The following is a 25,894-nucleotide window of genomic DNA, read 5'->3' as shown; positions in this document are numbered from 1 at the left end:
CCTAACGTTTTCGTCAGGACGAAATTATACACTTATTTGAAAAAATACTGAGTATAGTACAATAAAGCAGAAAAGGAGCTGGACGGCGATCCAACTCCAATGTAGAACTGTTAAAAAATGGCAGCTTGTTTTACAGAATAAATCCGTCCAACTAGCCAAAAGTGGGGACGGATTTATTTTTTGTCTCTATCTTTGAAGATTTTATAGCACAAGTTAATCAAAGCAATAGCAAGCTACCAAAACCAAGAGTCGTTTCTACGACTTCAAGCTGCCTATTTGGTGGTTATTTAGTTTCAATTCCCCCAGAGAGTATAAGGTTGAGAGGATTTAAAAATAATATATTAGTCAATTATTTAAATCTCCTATTAAAACTCTACATATAATGTCATAAATTTATTATACCCTAAATGCCCCAATACAACTTTATCACTAACAAGATCCAAACTTTCTTTTGTTTCCTCTTTCAAGTTTACAATTTCTACTACTGAAGGAAGCTTTTTAAAAGAAATTTCTGGAGAGATTTCTTTATCGTATTGTCCATTATAAAGTCTTATAATATATCCTGATCGCTCTTCTGCTTTTTTAACAACACTGAGAATTCCATCTGAATTGAGACAAAACAATTCATTTGATGTAGCCAATGTTTTTTTAACCTCAAATTGGGTAAAGCGAAGGCGGGTATTTAAGTAATCCGCATATTGATAAATTTGAACATCTTTGAGATATTCACTTACCACATTTGCTAAACGATAGCTGTTCATATCTCCTTGATAATAAATAGCTGAAAACTGGTAATTCATAACTTTATGACACTGTGCATCTGGAGTCGTGATGACTGTCTCACCTGAAGCACGTCCTGGTCTATATAAGAGATTTTCTTTGCCCATGTGGCCGTATGTTCTAAACAAAGTTAAGCGAATCGTATCAAAATTATCTCCTATTATCTCATATTCACGAACACCTTTAGGGATAACAGCAACACCTCGTTCATCATCATCTAAGGTGACAAATGACTGACAGGTTTCAATCGCAATTGGAACTTCATTCCATTTCTCCGGCTCTTTTTCCCACAATGCCATGTTATCAGTAATTACTGGACGTTTGATAGCACCGAATTGGTGGTCTGCTTTAGAGAATTTAGAAGCAATTTCACTATTGAATAACACGCACATGCGATGACTATCTACAAAACGATTATCTACCTCAAAGTTAAACTCGATAATTGGTGACTTATCTTTTAGAGTAATATCCAATTTAACTGGCAGATCTGTTGTTTTAAGACCTTTTGCACGCTCTTCAAGATTTCTTGGAACCTTGAAATCATAACTTAAACTCATTGTACTTATTAACTTAGAAACTCTTGTTGAAGCAGCTGGTACAAACTCATTAGAGTTAATGACTAAATCTTCACGTGGTGGAGAATAGTTAAATGAATCTCCACCATCTCCATTTTCTTGTAAAACTGCCTGGTTGCAGTAAAGTTTACCAGATATTTTATCTAAAATATTAACTGTATTTTCAGCATTCAAAGTAATGCTATAATACTGATTTTCAATAGTTGTTGATTGAGAAATCGCTTGTTCCTGATGAGTATCTGTATTCAAATCAAGATAGAATGACTTATAACCAAAAGATGGCAAATTCTCAAACTTAATAGCAATTTCAACCTTAAAAACTTTGGATGGTTTATAAGTCTCTTTGGTAGAATCCAGAACATTTCCTTGCCCTAAAATATAGTCCGTTTGGTCTTCAGAAGAAGTAATCGTGTACTTATAACTATTCCCTTCAGCATCTTTAATAGCAAAATGATGCTGGGGAACATAGAATGTTGTCTCAAAAACTCCAGATTTTTCTCGACCTGACAAATTGAACACCGTAGCCGTAATATCTCGGTCAGTATCAATCCTCATGACAATTTCACGCATTTTCAATTCTGCAAGATTTTCAGCTAAATCACGCGCCTTCTTATATCTCAAATACACATCTTCATTCGTTGTATCTGAAACACAGGAACCAATTGAATCATGAGCTGCATTTTCAAACATCAACTTCCAAATTTCTTTGACTACTTCTACTGGATATTCAAAACCTAAAGATTGTGAAAATGATAATAGGGGCTCAAGAACGTTTACGAGGTAGTTTTGTACCTGAGTATTCAATTTTTTTAAGTCAGAGCGAGATGAAAAGATTGATTTATGAATACGCATTAACTTGCCATTTAGCAACTCACCAGCAACTTCTTCTAACTCAGGATGCTGTTCTTTAATAGCTTGGATATAATCAGCGTAAGTTGAAATTTTAAATTCAAACTCTCCTTCATAAAATTTCTTCATACGCTCAACTAATTCAACGAGATTTTCCCTAGCCGGCGCTTGGTCAAATCCATTTGGAAAAACAACCTGATCCGTGCTACTTCTTGCCCAAATTCTGCTATAGGGCTCTTTATGTAGGTATTCTTTTAAGCGCTTATCATCTTCTGGAATATCTCCACCGATGTAATAACCTGCTTGAATTTGATAAGCATTAACGGTTGTTCCGTCTTCACCACGCCACTTGAACTCTGATTGCTTGACATCATCATCACTGACACCACGCCAAAACAGAGTGTCTTCAATACCAAATTCTTTATAAATTTGTGGCATTGCTGCTGATTGACCAAAAGAATCTGGGACATAGCCAACATTCATGTAATTACCAAACTCTTTGGAAATAGTCATGCCATAGAGCATATTTCTGACAATACTTTCCCCTGAAATAACCATTTGGTCAGTCTGTGTATACCATGGACCAATAATTAACTTACCTTCTTGGACTAATTCTTTAATAACTTCCCTATCTTCAGGACACCAAGCTAGATAATCATCCAATAAAGAAGCCTGCCCATCCAGAGTATAAGTATCATAACCATTTTCTTCTTTTAATAAGGAAATAACTTTCTTTAAATTATTCATCAAATAGATTTTTGAACGACTTGTAGTAAAATACCACTCTCTATCCCAATGAGAGTGAGGAACAATGTGTATAGTTTTTTTCATGATTAAACCTTCCTATTAAAAAAGCACATACCTCTTATGATATGTGCTAATAATACGTATTTACTCGAAACTAATCTCGATATCATCAACACTAATGTCTTCTGTTGAAGTACTTTCTTTAAAGTTGACAAATATTGGGGCTACCAATCCGATAAATGCTGCTCCAGCAAATAGACCGATGAGATAAGCCCATCCATTGCCTACTGTAAAGAAACCATACACACCACCAACTGGAGGCATTTTAGCATACATGCCAAGAGCAATACCGATAGCTGACGCAAGAGCACCGCCAATCATATTAACTGGAACCAACTTAAGTGGGTTTACCAGTGTAAATGGGATGGCACCTTCCGTGATACCAATGAACCCCATCACATAGTTATTGCGACTTGCATCCAACAATTCATCACTCATTTTATTTTTGTGGAAAAGTGAGGCAAAAGCATACCCCATTGGGACGGCACAGATGGCAACATTTACGATAATTGCTGGAAGATAAATACCTTCCGCTAGCAAAACATTACCAGCCATCCAAGATGCTTTGTTGATTGGACCACCCAGATCAGAACCAATCATAGCTCCCATAATAAGGGCCAGAACAACTTTATTGACATCATTTTCAATCATGCCTTTAATCCATGCGACAAGTCCCGTATTAATCGCGCCAAGTGGATCTGCAAGTAGAACTCCCATAACCAAAGCAACGGACATTGTTCCAAAGAGCGGAAAAACAATCAAAGGTAAAATGCCATTATATTTTTCTGGTACTTTGATATGATTTTTACACCAGACAACAACATAACCGGCTACAAAACCTGCAATCATAGCTCCCAAGAAGCCGGCATTTGTTTTTGAGGCAATCGCACCACCGATAAAACCTGCTCCAAGGGCTGCTTTGTCCGCAATTGAGTAAGCAATAAAACCCGCAAGAACTGTATTAATCAGGCCAATACCAGCCCAACCAACTTGTTCAATTTGATATAAATAATGCGTGAATCCTGACGTTTCAGCATAGGGATCCAAACTTGTAATTCCCATTACAAGAGCAATCATTTTGGGAATTGCTACAACTAATGACGCTCCAATAATCATAGGGAGAGCATAGCTAATCCCCGTCATTAAATGACCTTTGGCCGTGTTAAGAAATTTTTTCATCCCAATCACTCCTTTATTTATTCGACCTTAATTACTTTTTTAATACTGCATCTACACATTTGGTTAGTACAGCCTCTGGTGCTTTAATACATGTTGCAATATTTACTCGAATTTGTTTTTTTCCTTCGAAACGTTCTTGATCCACAATCTTTTGGTCCGTCGCCAACAAAACAAACGCTGCTTCAGCAATTTCCTGAGCAGTCAGCTTATTGACTTGTCCCATAGAACCCTGTTGCTCAATACGTACTTTATAACCTAATTTAGAACCAGCTTTTTCCAATGCCTTAGCAGCCATTGGTGTATGAGCTAACCCAGCTGGACAAGAGGTGATTCCTACAATTTTCATTTTAATAAGCTCCTTCCATTGCTTTTTTGATTTGTTTTTCTAATTCATCCTTATCTGATGAATTTTTGACTGAGGTAATGAATTCTTCTTCTAAAAGAGATGTAGCAATTTTACTAATCATTTCTAAATGCAATATGCCTCTGTTTTTACTAGGAACCAGCAATACAAAGACATTTGATACTGGTTTCTCATCAAATGTTTCCCATTCAATGGGTTCCTTTAACTTAAGAAAGAGAACTGTTGGTACTTTTATAAAATCCGACTTTGCGTGTGGTATGGCAAATGAATCTTGCAACCCCGTCGAGACCTCTTCTTCCCTTTCAAGAAAGGCCGTCACTAACGCAGATTCATTATCAATAATATTCTTTTTCCCAGCATACTGAGCAATATAACGAAACAGTTCTAACTTATCTTTAACGTTAACATCTAATAAAATATTGTCTTTTGTAAATTCCATTACTCAACCTCCTTTCATTTTACAGATACATCTTAACATCAAAATACGGAGACGTCACTAACACCTTTTTCCACTTTATTTCCGCAAGAAGCAAAAAATATTTTTTACTTTTTTCAACTTTTTGTTTGAAAAACATCAAAATTTTCAAAAATGATTTTATGATAAAATAAAAATAGCCTAAGAATAAGGAGGTTCTTATGTCTTTTTTTGACTACCAAAGACTTGATGATATCGTGAATCTATTATTGAATAAAAAAGAGGCTGTTCACATTAATGAATTAAGTTCATACTGTAGTGTTTCTGACAGAACCATCCGTTCGGACATCAATACTATCAATGATTATATTAAAGACCATGGTGCGCATGTCATTTTAATCAGGAAAAAAGGATATGTCATAGAGTACTTTGATAAAAAGGCCTTTGATGAATTTTGGTCTCACCAAGATACTGGAACATTTCTTTTTACGACTTCTGAAGCCCGACTAACCTTTCTTATTCGCCTATTTTTAACTTCTGAGGAATTTATCAGCCACAACTATCTTCAGTCTGTATTATTCGTTAGCCAAAATACACTCTACAGTGATTTACGCGCTTTAAGACAATCTCTAACTGGATATAATCTCAAAATTCAAAATAAAAGTAATTTAGGATATAAAGTACTTGGTCAAGAACAAGACTTTAGAAGTGCCATCATAGATCTCATTTTCAAAAATAATTTTACAGAATATCTCACAGCTGCAACTTCTGCCGAGAAAGACGTCTGTAGCAATATCAACTATGATCAATTTAATAAGATTTATGAGGAACAGCTTTCTAAAGAAATATTTATTGATTCTGATTACTTCCAAAGAAATATTTTTACAAGTTTATTGTTAACTGTCAGTAGAGTTAAAGCTGGGCATACGCTATCTAAATTTGAGCAAAGTATTAGACTTAGTCAACATTTCAGACCAGTAATTAACCAGTTCATTAAAATCATTGAAAAGCAATTTGATTTAAAGCTATCAGCTATAGAAAGAAGTTATATTAATTTTTGCATAGCTGAAAATTCTCCACATCTCATCGATGATTCAGCAATCAACGAAAATCAAGAGCTTGCTGAGAATATCCTTGAACTCATCCACAATACTTTACAAAAGTTGACTGATTCAAATTGGATTGATGATCTTACCTTAGAAAACAATCTGCTAGAACATATAAAACTTTTTCTTAAGATTCAAACCATCAAGGGCAATCGAAACAATCCTTTATTGAATACTGTCAAAAATAATTTCCCTTATGCCTTTGATTTAGCAATTGGCTGCAGTAGGGAAATTGTTAAGAGGTTCAATATCCACTTTTCAGAAGATGAAATTTCATATATCGCTTTGCACTTTGCAAATGCTATAGAACGTAACAGCGCAGAAAACCACAAACAAGTATCTTTAGCTATTATTTGCGGAACAGGACAGACTCTTAGTTCAATCATTGAAGCGAAGATAAAAAGAAAATTTCCTAATGCTTTTTTTAATATTGAAAAACTCTCCTACACTACTTTTTTAACCTATGATAAGCCATTCAATAAATTTGATCTAATTGTGTCTACTATACCTATTAGAGAAAATACCGCTAACATTGTTTTTATCGACGTTAATGATTTAGATGCCTCAATGACCCAAATTGGTAATAAAATAAACGAGTTGGCGGTTCATTCAATTAACACTCCTGAAGGATTACTTTCAGCTAAACACTTCCATGTTATACACAAGAAATCGACAAAGGAAGATGTCCTAAGTTATCTACATACAGAGCTACTCTCTCAAGGATATGTCAAAGAGAACTTTTTAACTGAAGTTTATGAAAGAGAAAGTATCTCATCTACCATCATTTCGGACTCTGTTGCCCTACCACACCCACTTGGTGATGCCGTTATAACAAGTACCATTTTTCCTGTAATTGCACCGAAAGGAATCGCATGGGATGGCAAACTAGTAAAATTTGTTTTCTTGTTTGCTATTAAGGCAGAAGAACCGGAAAAAATGGAATTCATCTATGAGCGACTATTAGATTTTATAAGTTCAGAAAAGCTACAAGCCAAATTATTAAAAGAACCCACCTTTGACTCTCTGCTTTCTATTTTGGTGAAAAATAAACATCAGTAATCGATTCTTAAATTTTAATTTTTTATTCTGAGTAGGGGGCAATGATGCCTCTCTATTAAACCATTTAAAGAATTGATACTTTTATTGTACTAATTTAGACCGACCTCAAAATTAAATTACTTCTTGATAGAGTAAGACAGTAATCAATCGCTATTTCAAAACATCCAAAAAGTCCTTAAAACTAAGTGATTTCAAGGGCTTTTAATTATTGATTTGTATATCACGTATAGTTGTGGAACAGAGCAATTCATAAATTCAATTGAGAATAACTCCAATAAAAAAGAAGATCTAAGTGACCTTCTCTGACTATGACTATTTTATACTTTCTCTTCACTCCGCCACATGTCTATCGCCTAAGAGATATTCCTTTGGACTTTCAAACATTTGGGCTACTGTAATTGGCCGCCTTCCTGTTAGTTTAACAAAATCACTAGCTGCTACATCTAAGAACCCTTGAGTAACAGTCGTACCAAAGCTGACCATTCCTTCAGATGTTGCCTGAATAGGACTCTTACTGAAATCACCATCAGTATCACGAGGCACACCAATACTGTCGAAATAAGCATAAAGCTCTTCATCCGTGAGTTTTGTATAAGTAATATTATTTTGAGTTGCCTGATTCGCAATATCTAAAAAGCGTTGATAAGACACTGGTTCCAGACCATTGATATTCAAGATTTCTCGGTGTAATAAATCATTTGCCAAAGCACAGCTAGCTGCAAATGCAGCATCTTTTCTTGAAATGAACCAAACACGACCATCTCCCATATTTTTTGAAATCGTATCTTCGCCGGACTCTACAGATCGCAGATAATCACTAATAAAGGCTTCCGCGAACAAAGAGTTTCTCAATATAATATAATCTAATGGTGAGTTTTCAATCAGTGCTTCTGTATAGCTGTGATCGACATTTTCAATACTTGGATTGAAGGGATGACTTGCTGAAAGAACTGAGGTATAAATCATTTGTTTAACATTTGCTTTTACACAGGCTTCCACTACATTTTTATGAGCAAAACGACGTTTTTCACCAACAAATGGCATCGATACGAGCAATACCTTATCAGCATTATCAAAGACCTCAACTAAATTTTCCTGAGAGGTAAAATCGGCAACAGCTGTTGCAACTCCTTCCCGCTTATACCACTCTAATCCATCTTCTTTGGGTGCTGTAAAGAGTAATGATTCCTTAGGCAATAACTCTAAAACATTTTTGGCAACTTGAGCCCCCAAATTACCGTCAACTCCATTAACCACAATTTTAGTCATCATATTTCTCCTTTAATTAAGCGACAAAAGTGTGCGACACACAGCAAAATAGGAAACCTAACATAGACGCTTGAAGCGGCTAGGAAGTCTTTATATTTTGCAAGAGGTGTTGTCGCTGTATTATTTAATTATCTTGAGAGTGTCGCTCTCCAACTTGGAATTCTGCTTCATGTTCAAACATATACCGAACAGTCAAAGCCTTGTCTCCCGTAAGATTTTCAAAATCATCAGTACAAAGATCCATCTTACCTTCACGAATGGCTTGAGCAAACGTCACCATACCTTCCGATGAATAAGGGGCTTCAGAGTTATCTTTAAAATCACCATCGGTTGTACGAGGGACACCCATAGCATCAAAGATAGCATAATTTTCATCGTCGGTAATTGCTTTATAAGTAATATTATTGCCAGTAACGTCATTACCAATGGCCACAAACTCTGCCATAGTCAAAAGCTCTGGTCCATTAATATTTTGTATAGATTTATGCAAATCATCTGCTAACAAAGCGTAAGCCACTGCTTTTGCACAATCCCTTCGAGAAATATAAGCCATCTTGCCATCGCCCTGGCTATTAGCAAGCGGTGCGTTTGCGTGAACAAAGGTGAAATAGTTTGTAATCATGGCTTCAGCATACTGTGAGTTCCGTAAGAAAATATAATCGAGACCAGATTCTTCTATATATTTTTCGGTAAAAGCATGGTCGATCTTTTCCTTACTAGGATTGGTTGAATCAGATGCATTTACCAAAGAAGTATAGATAATTTTCTTCACTCCTGCTTCTTTAGCTGCATCTACAACATTTTTATGAGCGGCTTGTCGTTTTTCACCAACAAATGGCATAGAAATAAGGGCCAAAACCGCTACATCTTCAAATTTTTCAGCCAGACCTTTGTGGTTGAAATTCATTTGGCGAGTCTCAACTCCTTGATTTTCATATTTTTCAAGAGCTGACTTGCTATAGCCGCCAAAGATAAGGCTAGATTTTTCTGCTAGGCTAAGCAGATAATCCGCAGCAAGACTACCCAAATTTCCGTCAACGCCTGTTAATAATAATTTGCCCATGTGAATATCCTCACTTTCAGTAGATAAACTTATTATAGGTGAAACGCTACCAAAATGCCAATTCTGATTTGTGATGAGCTATAAATTTTTATAATATGTAAGTGCTTAACTGCCTTATAAACTGGGCTAATGCTTCATTCTCAGTGTCATCCTTATAGGCTAGCACAAGTTCATAAGTATGCTGACTACTATTTATGGGAATACTCTTGATAATTCCTTTTAAATTATCAAGAGCATACTCATCAATCGCAAATCCAATCAACTGCTCAGTGAGGATATAAAAGAAACCTTCTTCAAAATCATCTACAGTTCTGGCTATATTTGGATAAAAGCCATCTTCCAAGGAACGTTCCCTCATTGTTTGATAAGGCTTTCCCATTTTTTCTTCACTTAGCATAAGCAAAGGATACTTATATAAATTCTCGACATCAATACTATCATATTTAAAAAGATCGTGTCCTTTCGGAACTAAAGCTCTGTAAGTCCCGGATTTAACGATCATTTTTGATATGTCCTCGTTCATAAACTCCTCTGAAAATGATAGTGCCATATCAGCCAATCCTTTTAAAAGATAGTTCTCAATATCCTTGCAGTCAACTTTTTCTAGCTCCACACTGAAAACTTGTGGTTGATTCTTTAGAAAGCTAATAAGAGGTAGCAGTAACTTTATATCACTTAAAGATGTATAAGCTAAAGTAATTTTGGGAATTTGTTGACTTTGGGAACGACAAATAGCCTCTTGGGTTTCTTCATACTGCCTCAGTAATAATTGTGCATGATCATAAAATATTTTTCCTGACTCTGTAGATCTTATGGGATTTTTAGAACGATCGAAAAATACCGTATCAAACTCTTTCTCTAAGCTAGAAATGTATTGACTAATGGTAGCTTGAGAAATATAGTTTTTTCTCGCCGTTTCAGTAAAGTTTCTACAATCGTATAGGTCAATAAAGTATTTAAGTTTTTCGATGTACATATCTTTCTCCCGTTATAGCACTAAATATTAATAAAACTTTTTCCCAACTAATCTTCTATACTTTCATCATAATCGGATCGCAGAAATAACCTTCTTGTGCCTTCTCCCGTTCTTTCGTTGGTCTGCCTCCATTTCAACACTCGAGTCGATTTTAAGCGCTTCTACTTTAAATCTCATGCGCTTTTTTAGCCATATATTTATAAAGAGCTGCATAGCGGGTAGTATAATTAGGTTTCCAAGGCTTGTCTCGACCAGCAAAGTGCAAAAAGACTGTATTTTCAATAACCCAGTCAATATCCCAATGGCCGCTGCTACGTGCTTGGTACAAACGACTGTATCTAGCATCGTAATTGTAAATCTCATCAGGCACAGCTTGTACTCTGTCTGCATAGAGGCCATTTAAGACATCCTGATCAGGCAAAATCAGCTTGGTCCGATTCTTTTCGATATAGTCTAAAATATCCTGACGCTCTACAGTTTGACGAATCATAGGAAGATTCATAAGGAGAATACCTGTATTGAAATAAGAGGACTCCATCTCATAATTCTGAAGGCGCAGCTGATTGATCATATCCATAATTTTACTGTCAGCATTATGACTGGCCGCGGCATAAAGATTTTGCCCCAATTCTTGCTGGTAAAACTCTCTAAAATCATTGAGACAGAGGATATCTGCATCCAGATAGAGAATCTTGTTCATATCTTCCGGTAAAAACGCGTGCGCCAGAAGGCGATAATAAATAGTATCAGGATAGCGATCTGTCGTCGGGGCATCCCTGAAGAGTTGATCCCCTACAATAATAGGATGGTAATGATAATCTAAGGCTTGACAAAAACGAGCTAGCTGGTCGTTTTTTCTTAGGAGTGTTTTTTGCAGAAGATAAACATGCACCTCAGCAGCAGATAGATTTCGCTTAACAGAATAGAGCGTTACTTTAAGCTGCTCGACATAGGCATCATCGACAGTGAACAACAAATTGACTGGCTCCATAACTCAATTCCTTCTTTTTAATGCTAGTGTCATTGTAACACGCTCAACCTAAAAATAAAATACGAGTAGAAAGGGCTCCTTGAAAGATAGAGACAAAATGAACTGCACCTCAATCGTTAGATTTTCTGTCTAACTTTTGGGGTACAGTTCATATTAGTCCTCTTTTTGGAATGTCTTATCCTTAACAGAGGTGCACGCTGAATCGTAGTAGTAGTACTACTATGCCTAACTGATACGCTCTGGGCACTTGTACAATTATGATTTAATAAATATCTCTTGGATGTCCAAATTCCAAGACTAAAATAATCATTTTGTCATCTTTAATATCACACATAAGCTCGCAATCACTAATTCAGTAGCATCATACAAACAAGCGCTCAAATTCTTCCTCAATACAAACCTCTTAATTTCTCTTTGAATTCTTCCTTAGTCAACTGTTCATTATAGAATGGCAATCCAATAATTCGGTATTTATCATCATTCAATAATATTTTTGCCTCATCTTTTTCAGTAATCTGAGTCAAAAACCTCTGCTTCCAGCCTTCTTTTCCATTTTCAAATCTACCATTAGCATCTTGAAATTGGCTTCCTTTAGGTTCAATAAATAACTGCCATGATACGTTTCCATTGCGTTTATTGTTAGCAAACATCAAGAAATCAGGTTCAAACGCTTGTCCAGCATCAAAACTATAAATTTTAACAGCTTTTTCATTCCTTAACAAGTAAATGTCAGACCATTTTTTCTCTAACTCCGACATCATCTTACTTAAAGTTAGGACAAGATACTTTTCTTCGCTTGTCCCAAAATTGTCATCATAGGCATACCAGGGTAATGCATCCAGATCTTCATAAATATTGGTTTCACTTCTATCTTTTTGTGATTTACCAAATTCTGAATCACCATTCAAAGCAATTGTATACTTCCGTAAAATTTTACTTTCAAATAACTCACTGATAGGTTTTGCTTCAAACTGTTCTGTACCCACAAAACGTTCCTCAGTGATTATTAAATCTTTCTCCATGTACTTCAATAGCTGTTCAACAATATAGAGTTTATTCTCTTGTGATAGGAATTTTACAGAGTTTTCTGCACCTACTATTGTTATCTGTACTTTCTCAAGCTCCGCCATAAAACCAGACATTGAGGTTAAACCAAAAAAGACATCTTTTAAGCGGTTAAAAGTATAATTGGGATTTTGGTTTATGGCAAATCGAATGATATTTTTTTCAATTTTACGACCTAATTTAAAGGTATCGACTGTTGAGAGACCTGCAACTTCTGTATCTTCTGATGCAAACGCACTAACATCCATTGATCGTTGAGAAGCTAGCGTTACTTCAAATTCCTCAGGTATAATTCTGTCACTCAAACTAAGTTGTTCGTGATTTTTCAAGTAAACAGTATAAGGAATACGTCTATTTACCCACACTTTACCATTCTGATAGGTTCTTGTTTTCATGAACTCAGGTTTAAGACTCAATTCACGCTCAACCAAGGCCTGATCATCATAAATACCAGATTCACGAAGAACTTGTTTAAGTTCTGAAATATATTTAGGATTATTAGCAGAATGGTAGTGAAGTTGTTCGATGACTCGCAATTCATTGAACTCATTATCATCAAATTTACGAATGTACTTCTCCTCAATTTTTCCATCAATTACAAATGGATAGTAACGAGCTCCACGACCGATGAGCTGTTTTTCTGCATTAGTGGTCTTACCATCACGTGTATCATACAAACGAACAATATCAAATAAGTTTAAAACATCCCAGCCTTCATTGAGCATATCCACTGCGAAAATGGCACGAATTTCATTAGAAGGAGACTCTAGAGTATTCAATTCAACAAGATTATCACGACTTTTATTTTTTCCATCAATGAGAAGCAGTCGCTCTTGTCTAAAGTCTTCCTGTATTTCTTCGATAAGGTTATGATCACTAATATCCGAGTGCTCAAAATAGTCAAAAGCTTTCTTCAAAATACCATCAGTAGCTACTGCTCTCTGAGCTTGAATATCTTCTTCTCTAATCCGACTCAACAAATCAAGAAAACTCTCTAAGTTAGCTTTACTGTCCGCAATTTTTTGCGACTTAAACATAACAAGTGGCTTAAGATAAATACCATGTTTAAGAGCCACTTTCTTTCTATATTGACTGATGATAATGGCTTGTAACATGCGTGTAGGAAGGTCATCATCAACCAAATGGAAAAGCACATCTTTTGAGTAACCATCTAAGCGAAACTCTTTTAAATCGTATTTGAAAATTAGGTGTTTTTCATAGCGCTTTGCTAAATCTGAATTTGTTAAATCAATAGTTGCTGTAAATTCAAGCAGACTTGACCGCTTGGCAGTTTCCTGAATTGTAGCAATGGTTGAAGTCCAACTATTGTTATCGTCTTTTTCCGCTTTACTAAGTCCAGCATTTAGATGGTGGGCCTCATCAGCCAGCAAGACAACCGAAATATCTTCGAATTGGTCGTAAGTTAAGCAGTTTTCTCGTGGTGCATGAAGATCCTGATGCAGTTTTTGAATCGTAGTAAAGACAATATTGATGCTATCTTCTTGGCTATCCGAAAAATCGCTCACTTCACGCACAGTTACAATCTGATTATCAATGACAATCTTATCTGCAAAAAGATACTTACCTGTCCCATTTTCAAGGAAATTAGCCCTAGTCTTGGTCAGGATATTATCATTATTAACAAAGAAAATAAAGTTACGTTCACCCTGCTTATACTTTTCAATGATCATCGCAGCCATGAGTAAGGTTTTACCAGACCCTGTCGCCATATTAAACAGCAAATGCTCTGGTAACACTCTATTGGTCTCATCGTTTTTGTAATAGATATACCTTCCCAGCGCTTCCTTTTGATAAGGACGTAAATCGTGGCGGACGTTCCTATCAATATAATCTGGAACCTTCTCACTGAAATTCACAAATCCATTATCACTAGCACTATCATAGATTTCGTATAAAAATGACATTGGGGTCACTCCTCACCATAAAACTGACGGTTCAACTTTTTATCTTTATCTGAAACCTTATAATCAGTATCTTCCATATCCTCATAATTGACGTAGAGATTATTGTTATCAATAATTTCTAATAAAACCTGTTTTTGTTCGGCAAGACTAAATGCTGAAAACTCATCAACTTGAAGTTTTTTAGGATCAACTCGATAAGATAGGAAGGAAGATTGTTTTGCAGTCTCAAAAAGTTCTAAAAGTTCACTAGTTTCAGTTGCATTTAGAACTGCTTGTTTGAAATCTTCGGCATCGTTTTTGAGTTCTGCATAAACAAAGGAACCGCCTCCAGTCCAATTGACGTCTTTTGAGATACCACCTTGCTCACCAGCAATAACTTTTTTCAACCGCTCAACGGAAACTGTCTCAATATAGTCCATCTGTTCAATACCGATATACTGGCGGTTCATCTTGTGGGCAACCGCTGCAGTTGTACCAGAACCTAGATGATAGTCAAGAACGATATCTTGTTCGTCCGTAGCAATTTCAATAATTCGTTTAATCAAACTCTCTGGTTTGGGGAAAGAAAACACTTTTTCTTCAAAAAGAAGCTGTAATTCTTCTGTTCCACGCCTATTCGTAAAGCTTGTTTCATTCCAAACAGTTCTAGCAATTTGCTTTTTAGGTCTCATTTTCTGAGCAATTCGATATGTACCATCAGTTTTTTTCTGAGCTACTAAATTGTATATTTCATTTTTTGCTTTTTCTTTTCCCCAACGCCAAACAAACTGCGTACCATCAGTTTGAGACTTAGGAGGGTATACCTCCATCTTATGTTGCATATCCTTTTCCAAAGATATACTATAATACCCTTCACTATCACAATTCTCCGAAATATAAAAGGGATAATATAAATTAGGACGATTTTTGCTATGAAACGCCGAATTACTATTAAATAATGGATGAAGATAGTACTTTCCGAGGCTATCCTCCTTTTTGAACTTATCTTCAGCTACATCCAATTGGTTAAGCACTACTGCTTCTCTATCTTTGGAGTAAATATGTATATAATCGTGAGTCTGAGCAAAGTTACCATAATCTCTACCATTTGGTGTCGAAATATTTATAACCGTCCCTTGATAATTATCTTTAAATAGTTCATCAAGTAATACTTTTAACTCTGCAAATTCATTTCGATCGATACTTAAAAATAACACACCTTTATCAGAAAGTAATTCTCTCGCTACTTTCAAACGATTTTTCATAAAAGTAAGCCAAGTAGAATGATTAAAATTATCGTTATAGTTGAAAGAGTCGCTACCTGTATTATAAGGTGGATCAATATAAATCAGTTTTACATTTCCAGCGAAACGTTTCTTTAAGCTATGAAGCGCAATGAGATTATTTCCCTTGATGATGAGATTGTCTGTATCTTTCAGCTCTTCAACGTCATGCTCTCCACTTTCATCATAACGCTTAAAGTTAGTCAATACTTTCTTATCCAATAGACGATTAATCTCAGTTGGCGCTAATGTTTCATTGAAGAAAATTTCCTGTCGCTTAGCATCTTCTTTATCCTGTCCTCCTTCCAGAACACAGTCCTTATAAGGAAAATTAAGAACAACCTCCTTATTTTCAGTCAAATAGTGATTGTCCGTCGCTAAGCCAATCTTTGTTTTGTAGGCTGTAAAGCTATCAGGAAGAAACTCTTTATTATTCAAAAATTGGAGAAAGACATCTTGCTTAAATACAAGAACACCGTCTTCGATTTCAGTAAAAAAGTGTCTAGCAATTGTATCATTTGATTGTAAGAGCCTAAGCAATGTCACATCATACTTTCGGGCAAGATCAGAGAGTAGATTTTTATTCAGCTTACCATCAATCATAAAATCTGATTGACTGCTCAATAACTGTTCCAGTTCATGTTTCATGTCAAATCCCTTTCATGTTCCTCGGAAAGGGACAGCAATTAGTATTAGTGTATTACATAGTAATACACTAAGGGTACCCTTACCTCAGATTTTATTTCCATATCATTATAACATGTCCCAGCTTCTTGTGATCGCTTAATTGAAAAACTCGAAGTCAATTTTTCTCCCACATTCAATTCTCCAAATGATTTTCACTTTTTGAAAATAATCAAAACCCTTGATTGACGACTTTCAACCAAGGGATCTAACTATTTGACAAGGAATCTTTCTAGGGGTGTTTTGAGGTATTTATCGACGATAAAGACACCGATGACGGCAATCAAGAAGTTTGAAACACCTACAGAAAAGACGCTGATGGCAAAGGCCTTGCTTTCAAATGGAATCTTGGTTACGTAAAAAATGACGCTTGAAACGACGAGACCAGCTGTTAGGGCATATAAAAAGCTTTTTAGGTAAGCTGATTTGAAGGCTTTATTATAGACGAATAGGGATAGAGTTTGGATGACAAAGCCACCCAAGACATCAATCAAGCCGAAACCTGTAAAGAAGTTGCTGACCATGACCCCGATCACAAGGCCATAAGATAGCCTTGGAAAGAAAAAGGGAACTGCCATCAAGAGTGTTGATAGGCGAAATTGGAAAATCCCACTTGAGATAGGGTTGATGAGAGTCAGCACTAGATAGATGGCTGCGATCATGGTATTTTGTGCGATGAGTTTGGTAGATAGTTTGCTCATGGTTCACTTCCTAATCTTATTCTATAATTTTGTCACTGCTATTGCTTGCAGGTTCACAAGAGACAGGACTATTATTGTAACAAGAATAGCAGCTGAGGTAAAGAATTGTTTCTGGAGAACTAGAGCGTCAGCATGTTTATAGCCTTGACTAAACAATAACCGTTTTAATCGGTCTAACTTTATTTCATGTGGTCATGACCACGGAATGGCCCTTTTGGGATACCCAGTTTTCTTTTTTTGTAATCGCTTTCATCATGTCTAGCGTGTCTGACAACTTGCACAAATCAGCTAGACAGGCATGAAGTCTAGCATTCTCTGTCTTCTCCTTAACCTCTTGCAGGGTCGCCTGCAATTTCTTGGGATTGCGACCGTGTAAGATAACCTCATGGCTTTCGCTGGCTAATCTCGTTGCTAAGTGCTTTCCAATACCGTCCGTTGAGCCGGTGACGAGGATAGTTTTAGTCATGTGATACTCTTAAGAAATCCTCTAAATCCTTAGCAAATTGATCAGCATACTGAAAGAGTGAACCATGACCAGCATTGGGATAGATGATGAGCTGGCTATTGTTAATCCTATCGTTCATGATATAAGAATTTTCCGTCGGCACCATCATGTCCTTATCCCCATTGGCGATAAAAGTCGGTTGGCTGATAAAGCTCAGGTCATCCTCTGCTGACTTGCCCCAGCGTTTGATGGCTTTAAGCTGACGCAGGAAAGACGGAACTGCCATGGCCTTGTCCGCATAAGCCTGATCACGGCTGTCTAAACGACTGAGAACCTTATCTGCTTCTATTTTGCCCTTAGCATCATGCCCGTAAAAAATATAGCGTTTAGGATCTACGTGGTGGAAACCAGCACGCGCCATGTAACGAAAGGTCGTTGCCGTTACTTTATCAATACCGACACCGCCTCGGTGCCCTGTCCCAACTAGAACGAGGCGGTTGACTAAAGTTGGCGCAAGCCGCACGACTTCTTGAGCGACCATACCGCCCATGGACAGTCCCAGTAGGTTGATGCTGGCATAACCCATGGCCTTGATAATCTCAATCACCTGCTCAGCCATGCCTGGAATAGTTGGGGCAACCTTACCCTCGCTTGTTCCAACACCCGGTAAATCAAGCAGAATGACATGTTGTCTTTGGGTCAAAAGGTCGATCAGCTTAGGATCCCAGTTGTCCATGGTTGCTGCTAAGTGGACCAGCATGACCAAGGGACGTTCGGATTTGCCTTTTGCGATTTCACGGTAGGCGATTTTATTGCCATTAACAGTAATATATTGATTTTTAGTTGTTAAATAAGCCATGTTTTACCCTTTCATGCTGAGGACTGTTTTACCACGTGAGCGACCATTAGCGATTTTGTCTAAGGCTTTATTGATATCTGAAAAGGCAAAGACGCTATCTATAGACGGCTTGATCTGGCGCTCGGTAAAGATAGCTGCCACTTCTTGCAACTGCTTGCCGTTGCTTTCCACGAAGATAAAGTCATAATGGACCCCGTATTTATCAGCCATTTTATCGAATTTACGGCCAGCTTGAGCAAAGAGAAGCTGCTTATATTTGGGAAGGTTCATACGCTTGGCAAAGGCTCCATTGGGCATAGCACGAAGCGACACTAAGTGACCAGCAGGTTTTAAGACAGTCATCTGTTTCTCGGTCTCCGCACCGCCTAGTGTGTCTAAAACCAAGTCAATATCTGACAAGAGCTCGGTATAATCCTGTGTCTTGTAATCCAAAAATTGATCCACACCTAGTGATAGGACACGATCACGACTATCAGCTCCGCCATTGGTGATAACATTTAAGCCTTTAGCCTTAGCAAGAGGGATAGCCATAGCTCCGACGCCACCAGTTCCACCTGAGATAAAAAGGGTCTGCCCGGCTTTGGCATCCATCAGCTCTAAGGCCTGCATAATGGTTAGAGCAGTCAGTGGCACACCAGCGGCTTCTTCATCTGTCAAATAATCTGGAACGATAGCCAAGGCTTCAGCATCCACTGCCACATATTCGGCAAAAGCACCAATACTATCTAACGGCAGGCGTCCAAAGACACGTTCCCCCTTCTTGAACTGGTTCACATTGTTGCCGACCTCCTCGACTATACCGACTACTTCGTTACCAGCGATGAGAGGCGTTTTATAAGGAACGATCATCTTGACCTCACCACGAGTAATCATGTTGTCCAGTGGATTAACACCGGCAGCCAATACTTTGATGAGGACTTGGCCTTGCGCTGGTGTTGGCTTTGCGACATCGACTAGGTCAAGGTTGAGGTTGTTTTTGTTGTAGGCGTTTAATTGTGCTGCTTTCATGATTTTCTTCTTTCTAATTTTTGAAACTAGCAGAACTGAGTCTGCCAGTGATTAAGAGGATTATTAGTCATCTTGTTCTTGTTTTTAATACAGATACAAGATGGTTTTAATAATTAGCCAAGCTCATCACTTGGCTAAACTCGCTTGTTTGTAGAGGTTGGCAATGACATCCGCCAAGGTTTGACCAGCTAGCTCCTGAGCTAGTTGTCTTTCTGCTTGTTGGAAGACTGGGCTGATAGCCCCTTCGATGTGCTTGCCAACTGGACAATCCCTATTGGCATGCTGGTGGACTTGAAAAAGCCTGACCTGCCTTACCTCTTGTGTCGCATAATAGATGTCTAACAAGCTAATATCTGAGGGAGTCTTAGTGAGCTCATAGCCGACCTTGCCCTGATGAGAGGTCAATAAATTGGCATTTTTTAAAAGAGCAATGACCTTGCGAATATAGCTAGCATTGGTCCCAACGCTTGTTGCCAAAGCTTGTGAAGATAAGCTTTCCTTGGTTTCAGCAATCATAGCTAAAATATGGATGGCCACTGAAAATTTCGTATCCATAGCACTCCTTCTCTAAACTCTACTGCCTGCATCTCACAAATCAGTTACAAACTTGTTCTTGTTTGTGATACAAGTATAGGGCCTTTTTCTAAAAAAGTCAAGTACAAAGATTTAACTACCTAAATGTCCTTTAATTTACTATTTAGCTATTATTTCAAATTATCAGCAAAGAATGCCGCCAACTTCTCAAATGGAATTTTATCTTTTTGGTCATAAAGGTCTACATGATCAGCATTAGGAACAATCAATAATTCCTTTGGCTCACTGGCTGCTTCAAAAGCTTCTTCGGAATAGTAACGTGAATGAGCATTCTCCCCAGCAACAAGAAGGATTGGGCGTGGCGAGATATCTTTAATATTATGATACAAGGGAAACTCGTAAAACGCCATCGGAGTTGTGGCTGTCCAAGCTGCTGTCGAATTGATCGAGCGCTCATGATAGCCACGTGGTGTGCAATAATAATCAAAGAAGTCTTTTGAAACTGGATCTGCATCCTCTGGGAGTTTTTCTGGAAACAGACTCTCACTCGTCACCACATTGCCATCTTCATCAAATCCTAGCTCATGATAGCCTAAAGTATAATTTCCAGTTTCCAATGCCCCTTTATCGACATCGACCCAGCGCTGTTGGCTAACGTGTTCCCGCAATTTAGCTCTTTGTTGGTCTGTGTAGGCATTCTTATAGCCTAAATACATGGATTTTGACATATCATACATCGAGGTCGTCGCAACTGCTTTAATACGAGTATCAGCTCCCGCTGCTGTCAACGCCATTCCTGACAAGCCACAGATAGCTTGAGCACCGATACGCTCACGGTCAACGTAAGGCAGAGTTCCAAGAAAATCAACCGCTGCACTATAATCTTCTGTAAACATGACTGGTTCAGCTACATTGCGGACAAGACCGCTAGACTCCCCAGTGAAAGAGGGATCAAAGGCCAAGGCCACAAAGCCATAATTAGCAAATTCCTGGGCGTAAAGTCCTGAGGCCTGCTCTTTCACAGCACCAAATGGTCCAGAGACCACAATAGCAGGATTTTTTTGTGTCTCATATCCCACAGGAAGGTATAAATCTCCTGCAAGTTCAATCCCAAAGCGGTTTTTGAACCGAATATTTTGTGATTCAATGTCTTCGTAACGATCAAATGTTTTTGTCATAATTGTCCTCTTTCTATTACTAGCCTTCAATCATTTTAATCACCTTAGCCGGAACCCCAGCAACTACTGTATTGGCTGGAACATCCTTTGAAACAATGGCTCCTGCTGCTACAACAGCATTCTCACCAACAGTTACACCAGGTAAAATTGTCGCATCTGCTCCAATCCAAGCATTTTTCTTGATGGTAACAGACCTGAGTTCTAACTTGTGACGAGCTTGTGGCGGTAAGGGATGATTCACTGAGATTAGCTTGGCTCGAGGTCCAACAAGCACACCATCTTCAATGAAGATACCACCTAAATCCACCATCAAAACCTCTTTATTGATATAGATATGTTTCCCAAACTGAATGTGGCGACCAAAATCGGTTTGAAAGGGAATATTGATGGTGACGGTATCGTCAATCTTATCTTTAGTCAACTGTTCTATGATTCGTCTGGTACTGGCAATGGTTTGAACTTGGGTATTCAATTCCTGCACCAACGACTGATTTTCAGACTGAATAGCTGAAATAAGCTGACGTATCCCATCTTTTTCAGGCACTAATTTTCCAGTATTTATATACGAGTCAAAACGTTTATCAATCATTATCTTCCTCCAAGGAAAGGGTAATCCTTACGCCGCCTTTCTCTGATAGACCGCTAGCAGTCTCTTCCATGTGACCAAGCTTGGTATAAGACCAGTTATTTGAGCCATAAAAGAGAACAACCTGGCTATCATTATAGAGCATGATGTCGCCTGGCTGAGCAGTTTGTTGCTTGTTTTGACTGGGTAGCGCCATACCAAGGTCGCCAACTTGTTCAAAACCACCATAGGGTGACAGGTCTATCGTCAAATCCTGTTGAGTGAGTTTTTCTTTTAAGGCTGATACCGCCTTATTTTCTTCCCAAGTCACAGGAATTTTCTGGCCATCTATCGATAAAGCAATTGACATCTGATGATCTCCTTTTTCTTGTACTTGTTGGCTGGTCTGCCTCTGTTCGTTAGACGAAGAAGACGAATTGGCGTTTGAACAAGCAACTAGTCCCAAGCATAAGCCCAGTAGCCCAAGCCGTAAAATTTTCCTATATTTTAACGATAATCCATTCAAGTTAATCCCTCCTTTTTCATGATAGAATTTGGAGATAAGCAGGCCCTATTTTTTTCTGCCTCTTGTTTACTGGAAAACGTCCAGTACCTGCCTCCCATTTTTTCCCATTAAGAACTGAGCCAAGATAACATTAGATGAGCATATAGACTATCTCTCACCGACATTGCCAGTTTATAGTCAAAAATAACTGGGTGATTGGATTGACTATGATTAGCCTCATGTGTTTACAATAAGAGCCACATAAGATACCAGAGTCATTCACTCTGCTCCCAGACATCCTTAGCTAGTCCAAAGGCTGACCAGGCTTTAGGCCAGCCAACATAAAAAGCCAATTGAGTTATTATTTCTGAAATGTCGTCTTTGGTCACACCATTCTTTTGGGCCACTTTCAAATGATAGGCTAATTGTTCCCAATTGCCCCCTGTGATAAGAGCAGAAATGGTGACAATCGAGCGAATTTTTGGAGATAGCTCTTTCTCACGCGCCCAGACTTGCCCAAAGAGGACATCATCATTGATACTTGCAAATGTAGGTGCAAATTCGCCTAATTGATCACGACCAGCTGTTTGCTTTTTAATCATCCTTAGTCCCCCTGTTCATTAGCTATGTCATATTCTTCATCTGTCACGGGCCCATAAAATTCACTGGCACCTGCAGTGATGGCTACATGACTGAACCAAGAATCTTTTGTAGCACCGTGCCAGTGGTTTACGCCTTTACCAGTCACAATCACATCGCCTGTTTTTAGATGGCGAGCAGGTTTCCCAGCTTCTTGATAGAGGCCTTCACCACCAGTGACTAATAAAATTTGGTACCCATCCAAATGCACATGCCAATTGTTACGACAACCCGGCTCAAAACTAACATTACCAACACTAGTAGAACCATCCGGCGCTTGTGCTAACATTGCCAGATAGGATTGACCCGTAAAACTAGCACTATAGGGATTTATTTCGCCAAACTCAAACAAAGGATTTGTTTTTACTTCTTCGTGTTTGACCATAAGTGTTCACTTCCTTTTTGAGCGTTTCTTTTTTCAAACCAGCCTTATAATGCTCCACCAAAAACTGGAAAGAAGCTATCCTCTCCATAATTCTCGATTGGATCCAAATTTTTTAAAATTTCCATATCCTCATCAGCAATCGTAAAATCAAGGTCTGCATTATTTTTGATATGAACTGGATTAGCACTTTTTGGTAGAACTACTAACCCTAGTTGCAAATCATAACGCAAGCACAGTTGAGCGATACTGACATGATATTTCTCTGCCATAAACCTGATATCTTCACGTTTAAGAACAGCGCCATGACCAATTGGTGAATAAGCTTCTGCAACAATGTCGTTAGCTTGACAATAGCTTATTAATGCTTGAGGCGTATTTGTAATATGGCAAAGAATCTGATTGACCATTGGCTTGATTTCTGCCTTATCTATTAAATTTTGCAGATCTTCTCGTAAAAAGTTAGAAACACCAATAGCCTTGACCAGCCCTTCTTTATAAGCATCTTCCAAAGCCTGCCACACATCTAAATTTTCAACAAAATAGCGATTATCTGATTGATTGACCTCTGCCCAAGGTTGGGGACTATGGATTAAAACTAAATCAAAATAATCCAGATTTGCTGCAGCTAATGATTTTTTCAAACTCTCAGTTGCCGACGCATAAGTTTTGTGTTCAGCAGCAATTTTTGTCGTGACAAAAATCTCCTCACGTACTATACCGGATGCCTTAATAGCTGCTCCAACGCCTTTTTCATTTTCGTATGCTTGTGCTGTATCGATGTGACGATAACCTTCATTAATTGCGGCTAGCACCGCTTTTTCTGTCTCTTCATTTGACAATAGCCATGTTCCAAGTCCAAGTGCTGGAATTTTAATATCATTAGACATCGTTAAAAAATACTTGTCCATAATGTTTTCTCCTATCTTTATTTTATACAGCTAGTATACGCTTCTTCCCTTCTATACACAATTACTTATATAACATATATTATATGCCTTTAGAGCATATTTAAATAGTTTATGATATACTTTTAAAAAGGAGTGAGGTAAAAATGATGGAAATTCGTCTCTTACAGTATTTTGTGGCTGTTGCACAGGAAAAATCAATTTCAAGGGCTGCTAAAAAGTGCCATGTTACCCAGCCAACTTTGTCGCGTCAGTTAAAGCAATTAGAGGAAGAGCTTGAAACAACACTCTTTCTTCGAGGGAGTCGAGAAGTTACTCTGACTGAAGATGGTCAATTTCTATACAATCGTGCTCTTGAAATCTTGTCCCTCGTCAATAAAACGACTAGCAATTTTATCGACAAAGAACCCATTCTAGGCACCATCACAATAGGATCTGCAGAAACTCGCGCCATCACATCTTTCCTAAAAACCATTAAAACTTTTCTCAATACCTATCGAGATTGTCAATTTGATTTCTATAGTGCAAATGCAGATGATATTATTGAGAAAATTAATACTGGTATCCTTGATATCGGCATCATTTCTCAAGATATTAGTCATTCACAATATGAAAGCCTTTCGTTACCCATTCAAGACCAATGGGGAGTCTTAGTCCCTAAAACTCACCCGCTTGCCCAGCAAAGCACTGTAAGGTTAAAAGACTTGTCCTCCTTCCCTTTGATTGTTTCCAATCAGTCTAACTCACAAGATTTTTTTACCAACCAGATTCCTAACGCAAACATCGTTGCTACCTATAATCTCATCTTCAATGCAAGTTTGATGGTTGAATCAGAAATTGGAGTTGCCATAGTCTGGTCAAGTTTAGTGTCTACAAACAGTTTAAATAGCGCTTTAACATTTGTCCCTTTGACTGGTGAACTTCCTTCGATCAGTTTAAATATCATTTGGAAGCGTCACAAAACGCATTCCCATGCTGTGACTGCATTTATCCAAGAAATTAAAAAAATGGATATTTCCCCTCTGAACAAATGACGAGCTCAACAACAACTGATTAGAGTTAAATAAAAAACCAGTTAAAACAAGGCTTAACTGATTTTTTTAAAACTCTCTTAATTTTATTAACTAAAAAGTGATGAATCATAAGACTCTCCTATTGCTAGAGCTAAACTCTAACGATTGGGAGAGTTTTTTGATAAGATTTTTAATCTTGATAATGTCCCAAGATAGTCTTGATGGCAACGATAGCAAATAACAGTCCAAAGATCAAGTCACCTAGACCGTAGATGGCAAAAAAGCTTTGCAGGACACCTGCTTCTGACAGCTGGTGATAAGTTAGCCAAGTTAACCAAGCAACTACATAGACTGACTTTTCAATAGCAAAGACAGTGACCAGCTGAGGAAGCTTGAAAAATTGCCTGCTCACACTCAAGTAGGCCAGCCCCCAGAGGATGATACCGACCTGTCCCAGCCAAGAAAAGACGACTGGATCGACGCTAGCCATAGTTTGGTCAGTAAAAAAGCGATTAGGAACTAGGATCCCAGCCAGATTGTAAAGACCAGCCAAGATAAAAATATAAGATGATTTAAAGCGCATTGCGCCTCCTATTCTAAGGTGTTGAGACACCAGTTATCACTCTAGCAAAACAGACAAAAAATAGCCACAAAAGTGGCTATTTCAGACTGAAGACAAAGCTCTTGGAATTACATTTCTAAGAGCTTTTTGCTCTGTTTAGGAGTATACTAAAAGAAAACAGTTTGTGAGGTAAGGCCATGTTTCACAAAGAAAAGCCAGATTATAA

Annotated in this window: 24 protein-coding genes and 1 pseudogene; 2 read left to right on the top strand and 23 right to left on the bottom strand. The window is 37.8% G+C overall.

From position 1 onward, the window contains the following. Positions 1-365: 365 nt before the first annotated feature. The 4 genes from mngB to AC4HAL_RS02675 are packed head-to-tail and all read right to left on the bottom strand — an operon-like array spanning position 366 to position 4,993. Entirely contained in the window at positions 366-3,035 is a 2,670-nt protein-coding gene (gene mngB / locus AC4HAL_RS02690) for a mannosylglycerate hydrolase (protein WP_491092862.1), read from the bottom strand. Positions 3,036-3,095: 60 nt separating this feature from the next. Further along, positions 3,096-4,190, bottom strand: coding sequence for a PTS fructose transporter subunit IIC (locus AC4HAL_RS02685; RefSeq protein WP_165211118.1), 1,095 nt, complete (start codon positions 4,188-4,190; stop codon positions 3,096-3,098). Positions 4,191-4,221: 31 nt separating this feature from the next. Then, positions 4,222-4,536: a PTS fructose transporter subunit IIB gene (locus AC4HAL_RS02680; protein WP_165211121.1), complete on the bottom strand. Its 315-nt coding sequence runs from the start codon at positions 4,534-4,536 to the stop codon at positions 4,222-4,224. Position 4,537: 1 nt separating this feature from the next. Beyond that, positions 4,538-4,993, bottom strand: coding sequence for a PTS sugar transporter subunit IIA (locus AC4HAL_RS02675; RefSeq protein ID WP_491092861.1), 456 nt, complete (start codon positions 4,991-4,993; stop codon positions 4,538-4,540). Positions 4,994-5,190: 197 nt separating this feature from the next. Here AC4HAL_RS02675 and AC4HAL_RS02670 point away from each other — a divergent pair, with 197 nt between their 5' ends. Then, the gene (locus tag AC4HAL_RS02670) at positions 5,191-7,134 is read left to right on the top strand and encodes a BglG family transcription antiterminator (protein ID WP_491092860.1); all 1,944 of its coding nucleotides are present in this window, start codon (positions 5,191-5,193) and stop codon (positions 7,132-7,134) included. 330 nt (positions 7,135-7,464) lie between these two features. Here the strand turns inward: AC4HAL_RS02670 and AC4HAL_RS02665 are convergent, their stop codons facing one another. The 18 genes and pseudogenes from AC4HAL_RS02665 to AC4HAL_RS02580 all read right to left on the bottom strand — a co-directional run bounded on the left by AC4HAL_RS02665 (position 7,465) and on the right by AC4HAL_RS02580 (position 24,096). Further along, complete coding sequence (locus AC4HAL_RS02665) at positions 7,465-8,406, bottom strand: NAD(P)H-binding protein (RefSeq protein ID WP_491092859.1); 942 nt, start codon at positions 8,404-8,406, stop codon at positions 7,465-7,467. Between the two features lie 121 nt (positions 8,407-8,527). Beyond that, on the bottom strand, positions 8,528-9,466 hold the full coding sequence (locus AC4HAL_RS02660; protein ID WP_491092858.1) for an NmrA family NAD(P)-binding protein: 939 nt from the start codon (positions 9,464-9,466) through the stop codon (positions 8,528-8,530). Positions 9,467-9,554: 88 nt separating this feature from the next. Beyond that, on the bottom strand, positions 9,555-10,442 hold the full coding sequence (locus tag AC4HAL_RS02655; RefSeq protein WP_491092857.1) for a LysR family transcriptional regulator: 888 nt from the start codon (positions 10,440-10,442) through the stop codon (positions 9,555-9,557). 166 nt (positions 10,443-10,608) lie between these two features. Further along, entirely contained in the window at positions 10,609-11,433 is an 825-nt protein-coding gene (locus AC4HAL_RS02650) for a glycosyltransferase family 8 protein (protein ID WP_491092856.1), read from the bottom strand. Between the two features lie 262 nt (positions 11,434-11,695). Continuing rightward, positions 11,696-11,785 (bottom strand): annotated as a pseudogene (locus AC4HAL_RS02645) (type II toxin-antitoxin system RelE family toxin); the annotation flags it as partial. A gap of 37 nt (positions 11,786-11,822) precedes the next feature. After that, complete coding sequence (locus tag AC4HAL_RS02640) at positions 11,823-14,423, bottom strand: DEAD/DEAH box helicase family protein (protein WP_491092855.1); 2,601 nt, start codon at positions 14,421-14,423, stop codon at positions 11,823-11,825. Between the two features lie 5 nt (positions 14,424-14,428). Further along, complete coding sequence (locus AC4HAL_RS02635; protein ID WP_491092854.1) at positions 14,429-16,333, bottom strand: DNA methyltransferase; 1,905 nt, start codon at positions 16,331-16,333, stop codon at positions 14,429-14,431. Positions 16,334-16,581: 248 nt separating this feature from the next. Beyond that, positions 16,582-17,070, bottom strand: a complete 489-nt coding sequence (locus AC4HAL_RS02630; RefSeq protein ID WP_491092853.1) for a QueT transporter family protein — start codon at positions 17,068-17,070, stop codon at positions 16,582-16,584. Positions 17,071-17,254: 184 nt separating this feature from the next. Further along, on the bottom strand, positions 17,255-17,536 hold the full coding sequence (locus AC4HAL_RS02625; RefSeq protein WP_491092852.1) for an SDR family NAD(P)-dependent oxidoreductase: 282 nt from the start codon (positions 17,534-17,536) through the stop codon (positions 17,255-17,257). Next, positions 17,529-18,374: an alpha/beta fold hydrolase gene (locus AC4HAL_RS02620; RefSeq protein WP_491092851.1), complete on the bottom strand. Its 846-nt coding sequence runs from the start codon at positions 18,372-18,374 to the stop codon at positions 17,529-17,531. The genes AC4HAL_RS02625 and AC4HAL_RS02620 overlap by 8 nt, the downstream gene beginning before the upstream one ends. Positions 18,375-18,377: 3 nt before the next feature. After that, positions 18,378-19,382 (bottom strand): NADP-dependent oxidoreductase, encoded by a 1,005-nt coding sequence (locus tag AC4HAL_RS02615; RefSeq protein WP_491092850.1) that lies wholly within the window; start codon positions 19,380-19,382, stop codon positions 18,378-18,380. Between the two features lie 126 nt (positions 19,383-19,508). Then, complete coding sequence (locus tag AC4HAL_RS02610) at positions 19,509-19,937, bottom strand: Rrf2 family transcriptional regulator (protein ID WP_491092849.1); 429 nt, start codon at positions 19,935-19,937, stop codon at positions 19,509-19,511. Between the two features lie 149 nt (positions 19,938-20,086). Then, complete coding sequence (locus AC4HAL_RS02605) at positions 20,087-21,094, bottom strand: alpha/beta hydrolase (protein WP_491092848.1); 1,008 nt, start codon at positions 21,092-21,094, stop codon at positions 20,087-20,089. Between the two features lie 19 nt (positions 21,095-21,113). Then, on the bottom strand, positions 21,114-21,683 hold the full coding sequence (locus AC4HAL_RS02600; RefSeq protein ID WP_491092847.1) for a DapH/DapD/GlmU-related protein: 570 nt from the start codon (positions 21,681-21,683) through the stop codon (positions 21,114-21,116). Further along, positions 21,676-22,029 carry a cyclophilin-like fold protein gene (locus tag AC4HAL_RS02595; RefSeq protein WP_491092846.1) on the bottom strand — a complete coding sequence of 118 codons (354 nt, stop codon included), beginning with the start codon at positions 22,027-22,029 and terminating at the stop codon, positions 21,676-21,678. The genes AC4HAL_RS02600 and AC4HAL_RS02595 overlap by 8 nt, the downstream gene beginning before the upstream one ends. Before the next feature lie 410 nt (positions 22,030-22,439). Further along, on the bottom strand, positions 22,440-22,766 hold the full coding sequence (locus tag AC4HAL_RS02590; protein WP_491092845.1) for a carboxymuconolactone decarboxylase family protein: 327 nt from the start codon (positions 22,764-22,766) through the stop codon (positions 22,440-22,442). A gap of 2 nt (positions 22,767-22,768) precedes the next feature. Beyond that, on the bottom strand, positions 22,769-23,188 hold the full coding sequence (locus tag AC4HAL_RS02585; protein ID WP_491092844.1) for a cupin domain-containing protein: 420 nt from the start codon (positions 23,186-23,188) through the stop codon (positions 22,769-22,771). Positions 23,189-23,232: 44 nt separating this feature from the next. After that, positions 23,233-24,096 carry an aldo/keto reductase gene (locus tag AC4HAL_RS02580; protein ID WP_491092843.1) on the bottom strand — a complete coding sequence of 288 codons (864 nt, stop codon included), beginning with the start codon at positions 24,094-24,096 and terminating at the stop codon, positions 23,233-23,235. A 143-nt stretch (positions 24,097-24,239) separates the two neighbouring features. On the opposite strand from AC4HAL_RS02580, the gene AC4HAL_RS02575 reads away from it, so the two are divergent. Then, positions 24,240-25,127, top strand: a complete 888-nt coding sequence (locus AC4HAL_RS02575) for a LysR family transcriptional regulator (RefSeq protein WP_491092842.1) — start codon at positions 24,240-24,242, stop codon at positions 25,125-25,127. 169 nt (positions 25,128-25,296) lie between these two features. Here AC4HAL_RS02575 and AC4HAL_RS02570 read toward each other — a convergent pair whose 3' ends face one another. Further along, positions 25,297-25,689: a hypothetical protein gene (locus tag AC4HAL_RS02570; protein ID WP_491092841.1), complete on the bottom strand. Its 393-nt coding sequence runs from the start codon at positions 25,687-25,689 to the stop codon at positions 25,297-25,299. Positions 25,690-25,894: the final 205 nt, after the last annotated feature.

This window comes from Streptococcus sp. ELY_125 (assembly GCF_058314535.1).
This window is presented reverse-complemented; position numbering and strand designations above follow the sequence as displayed.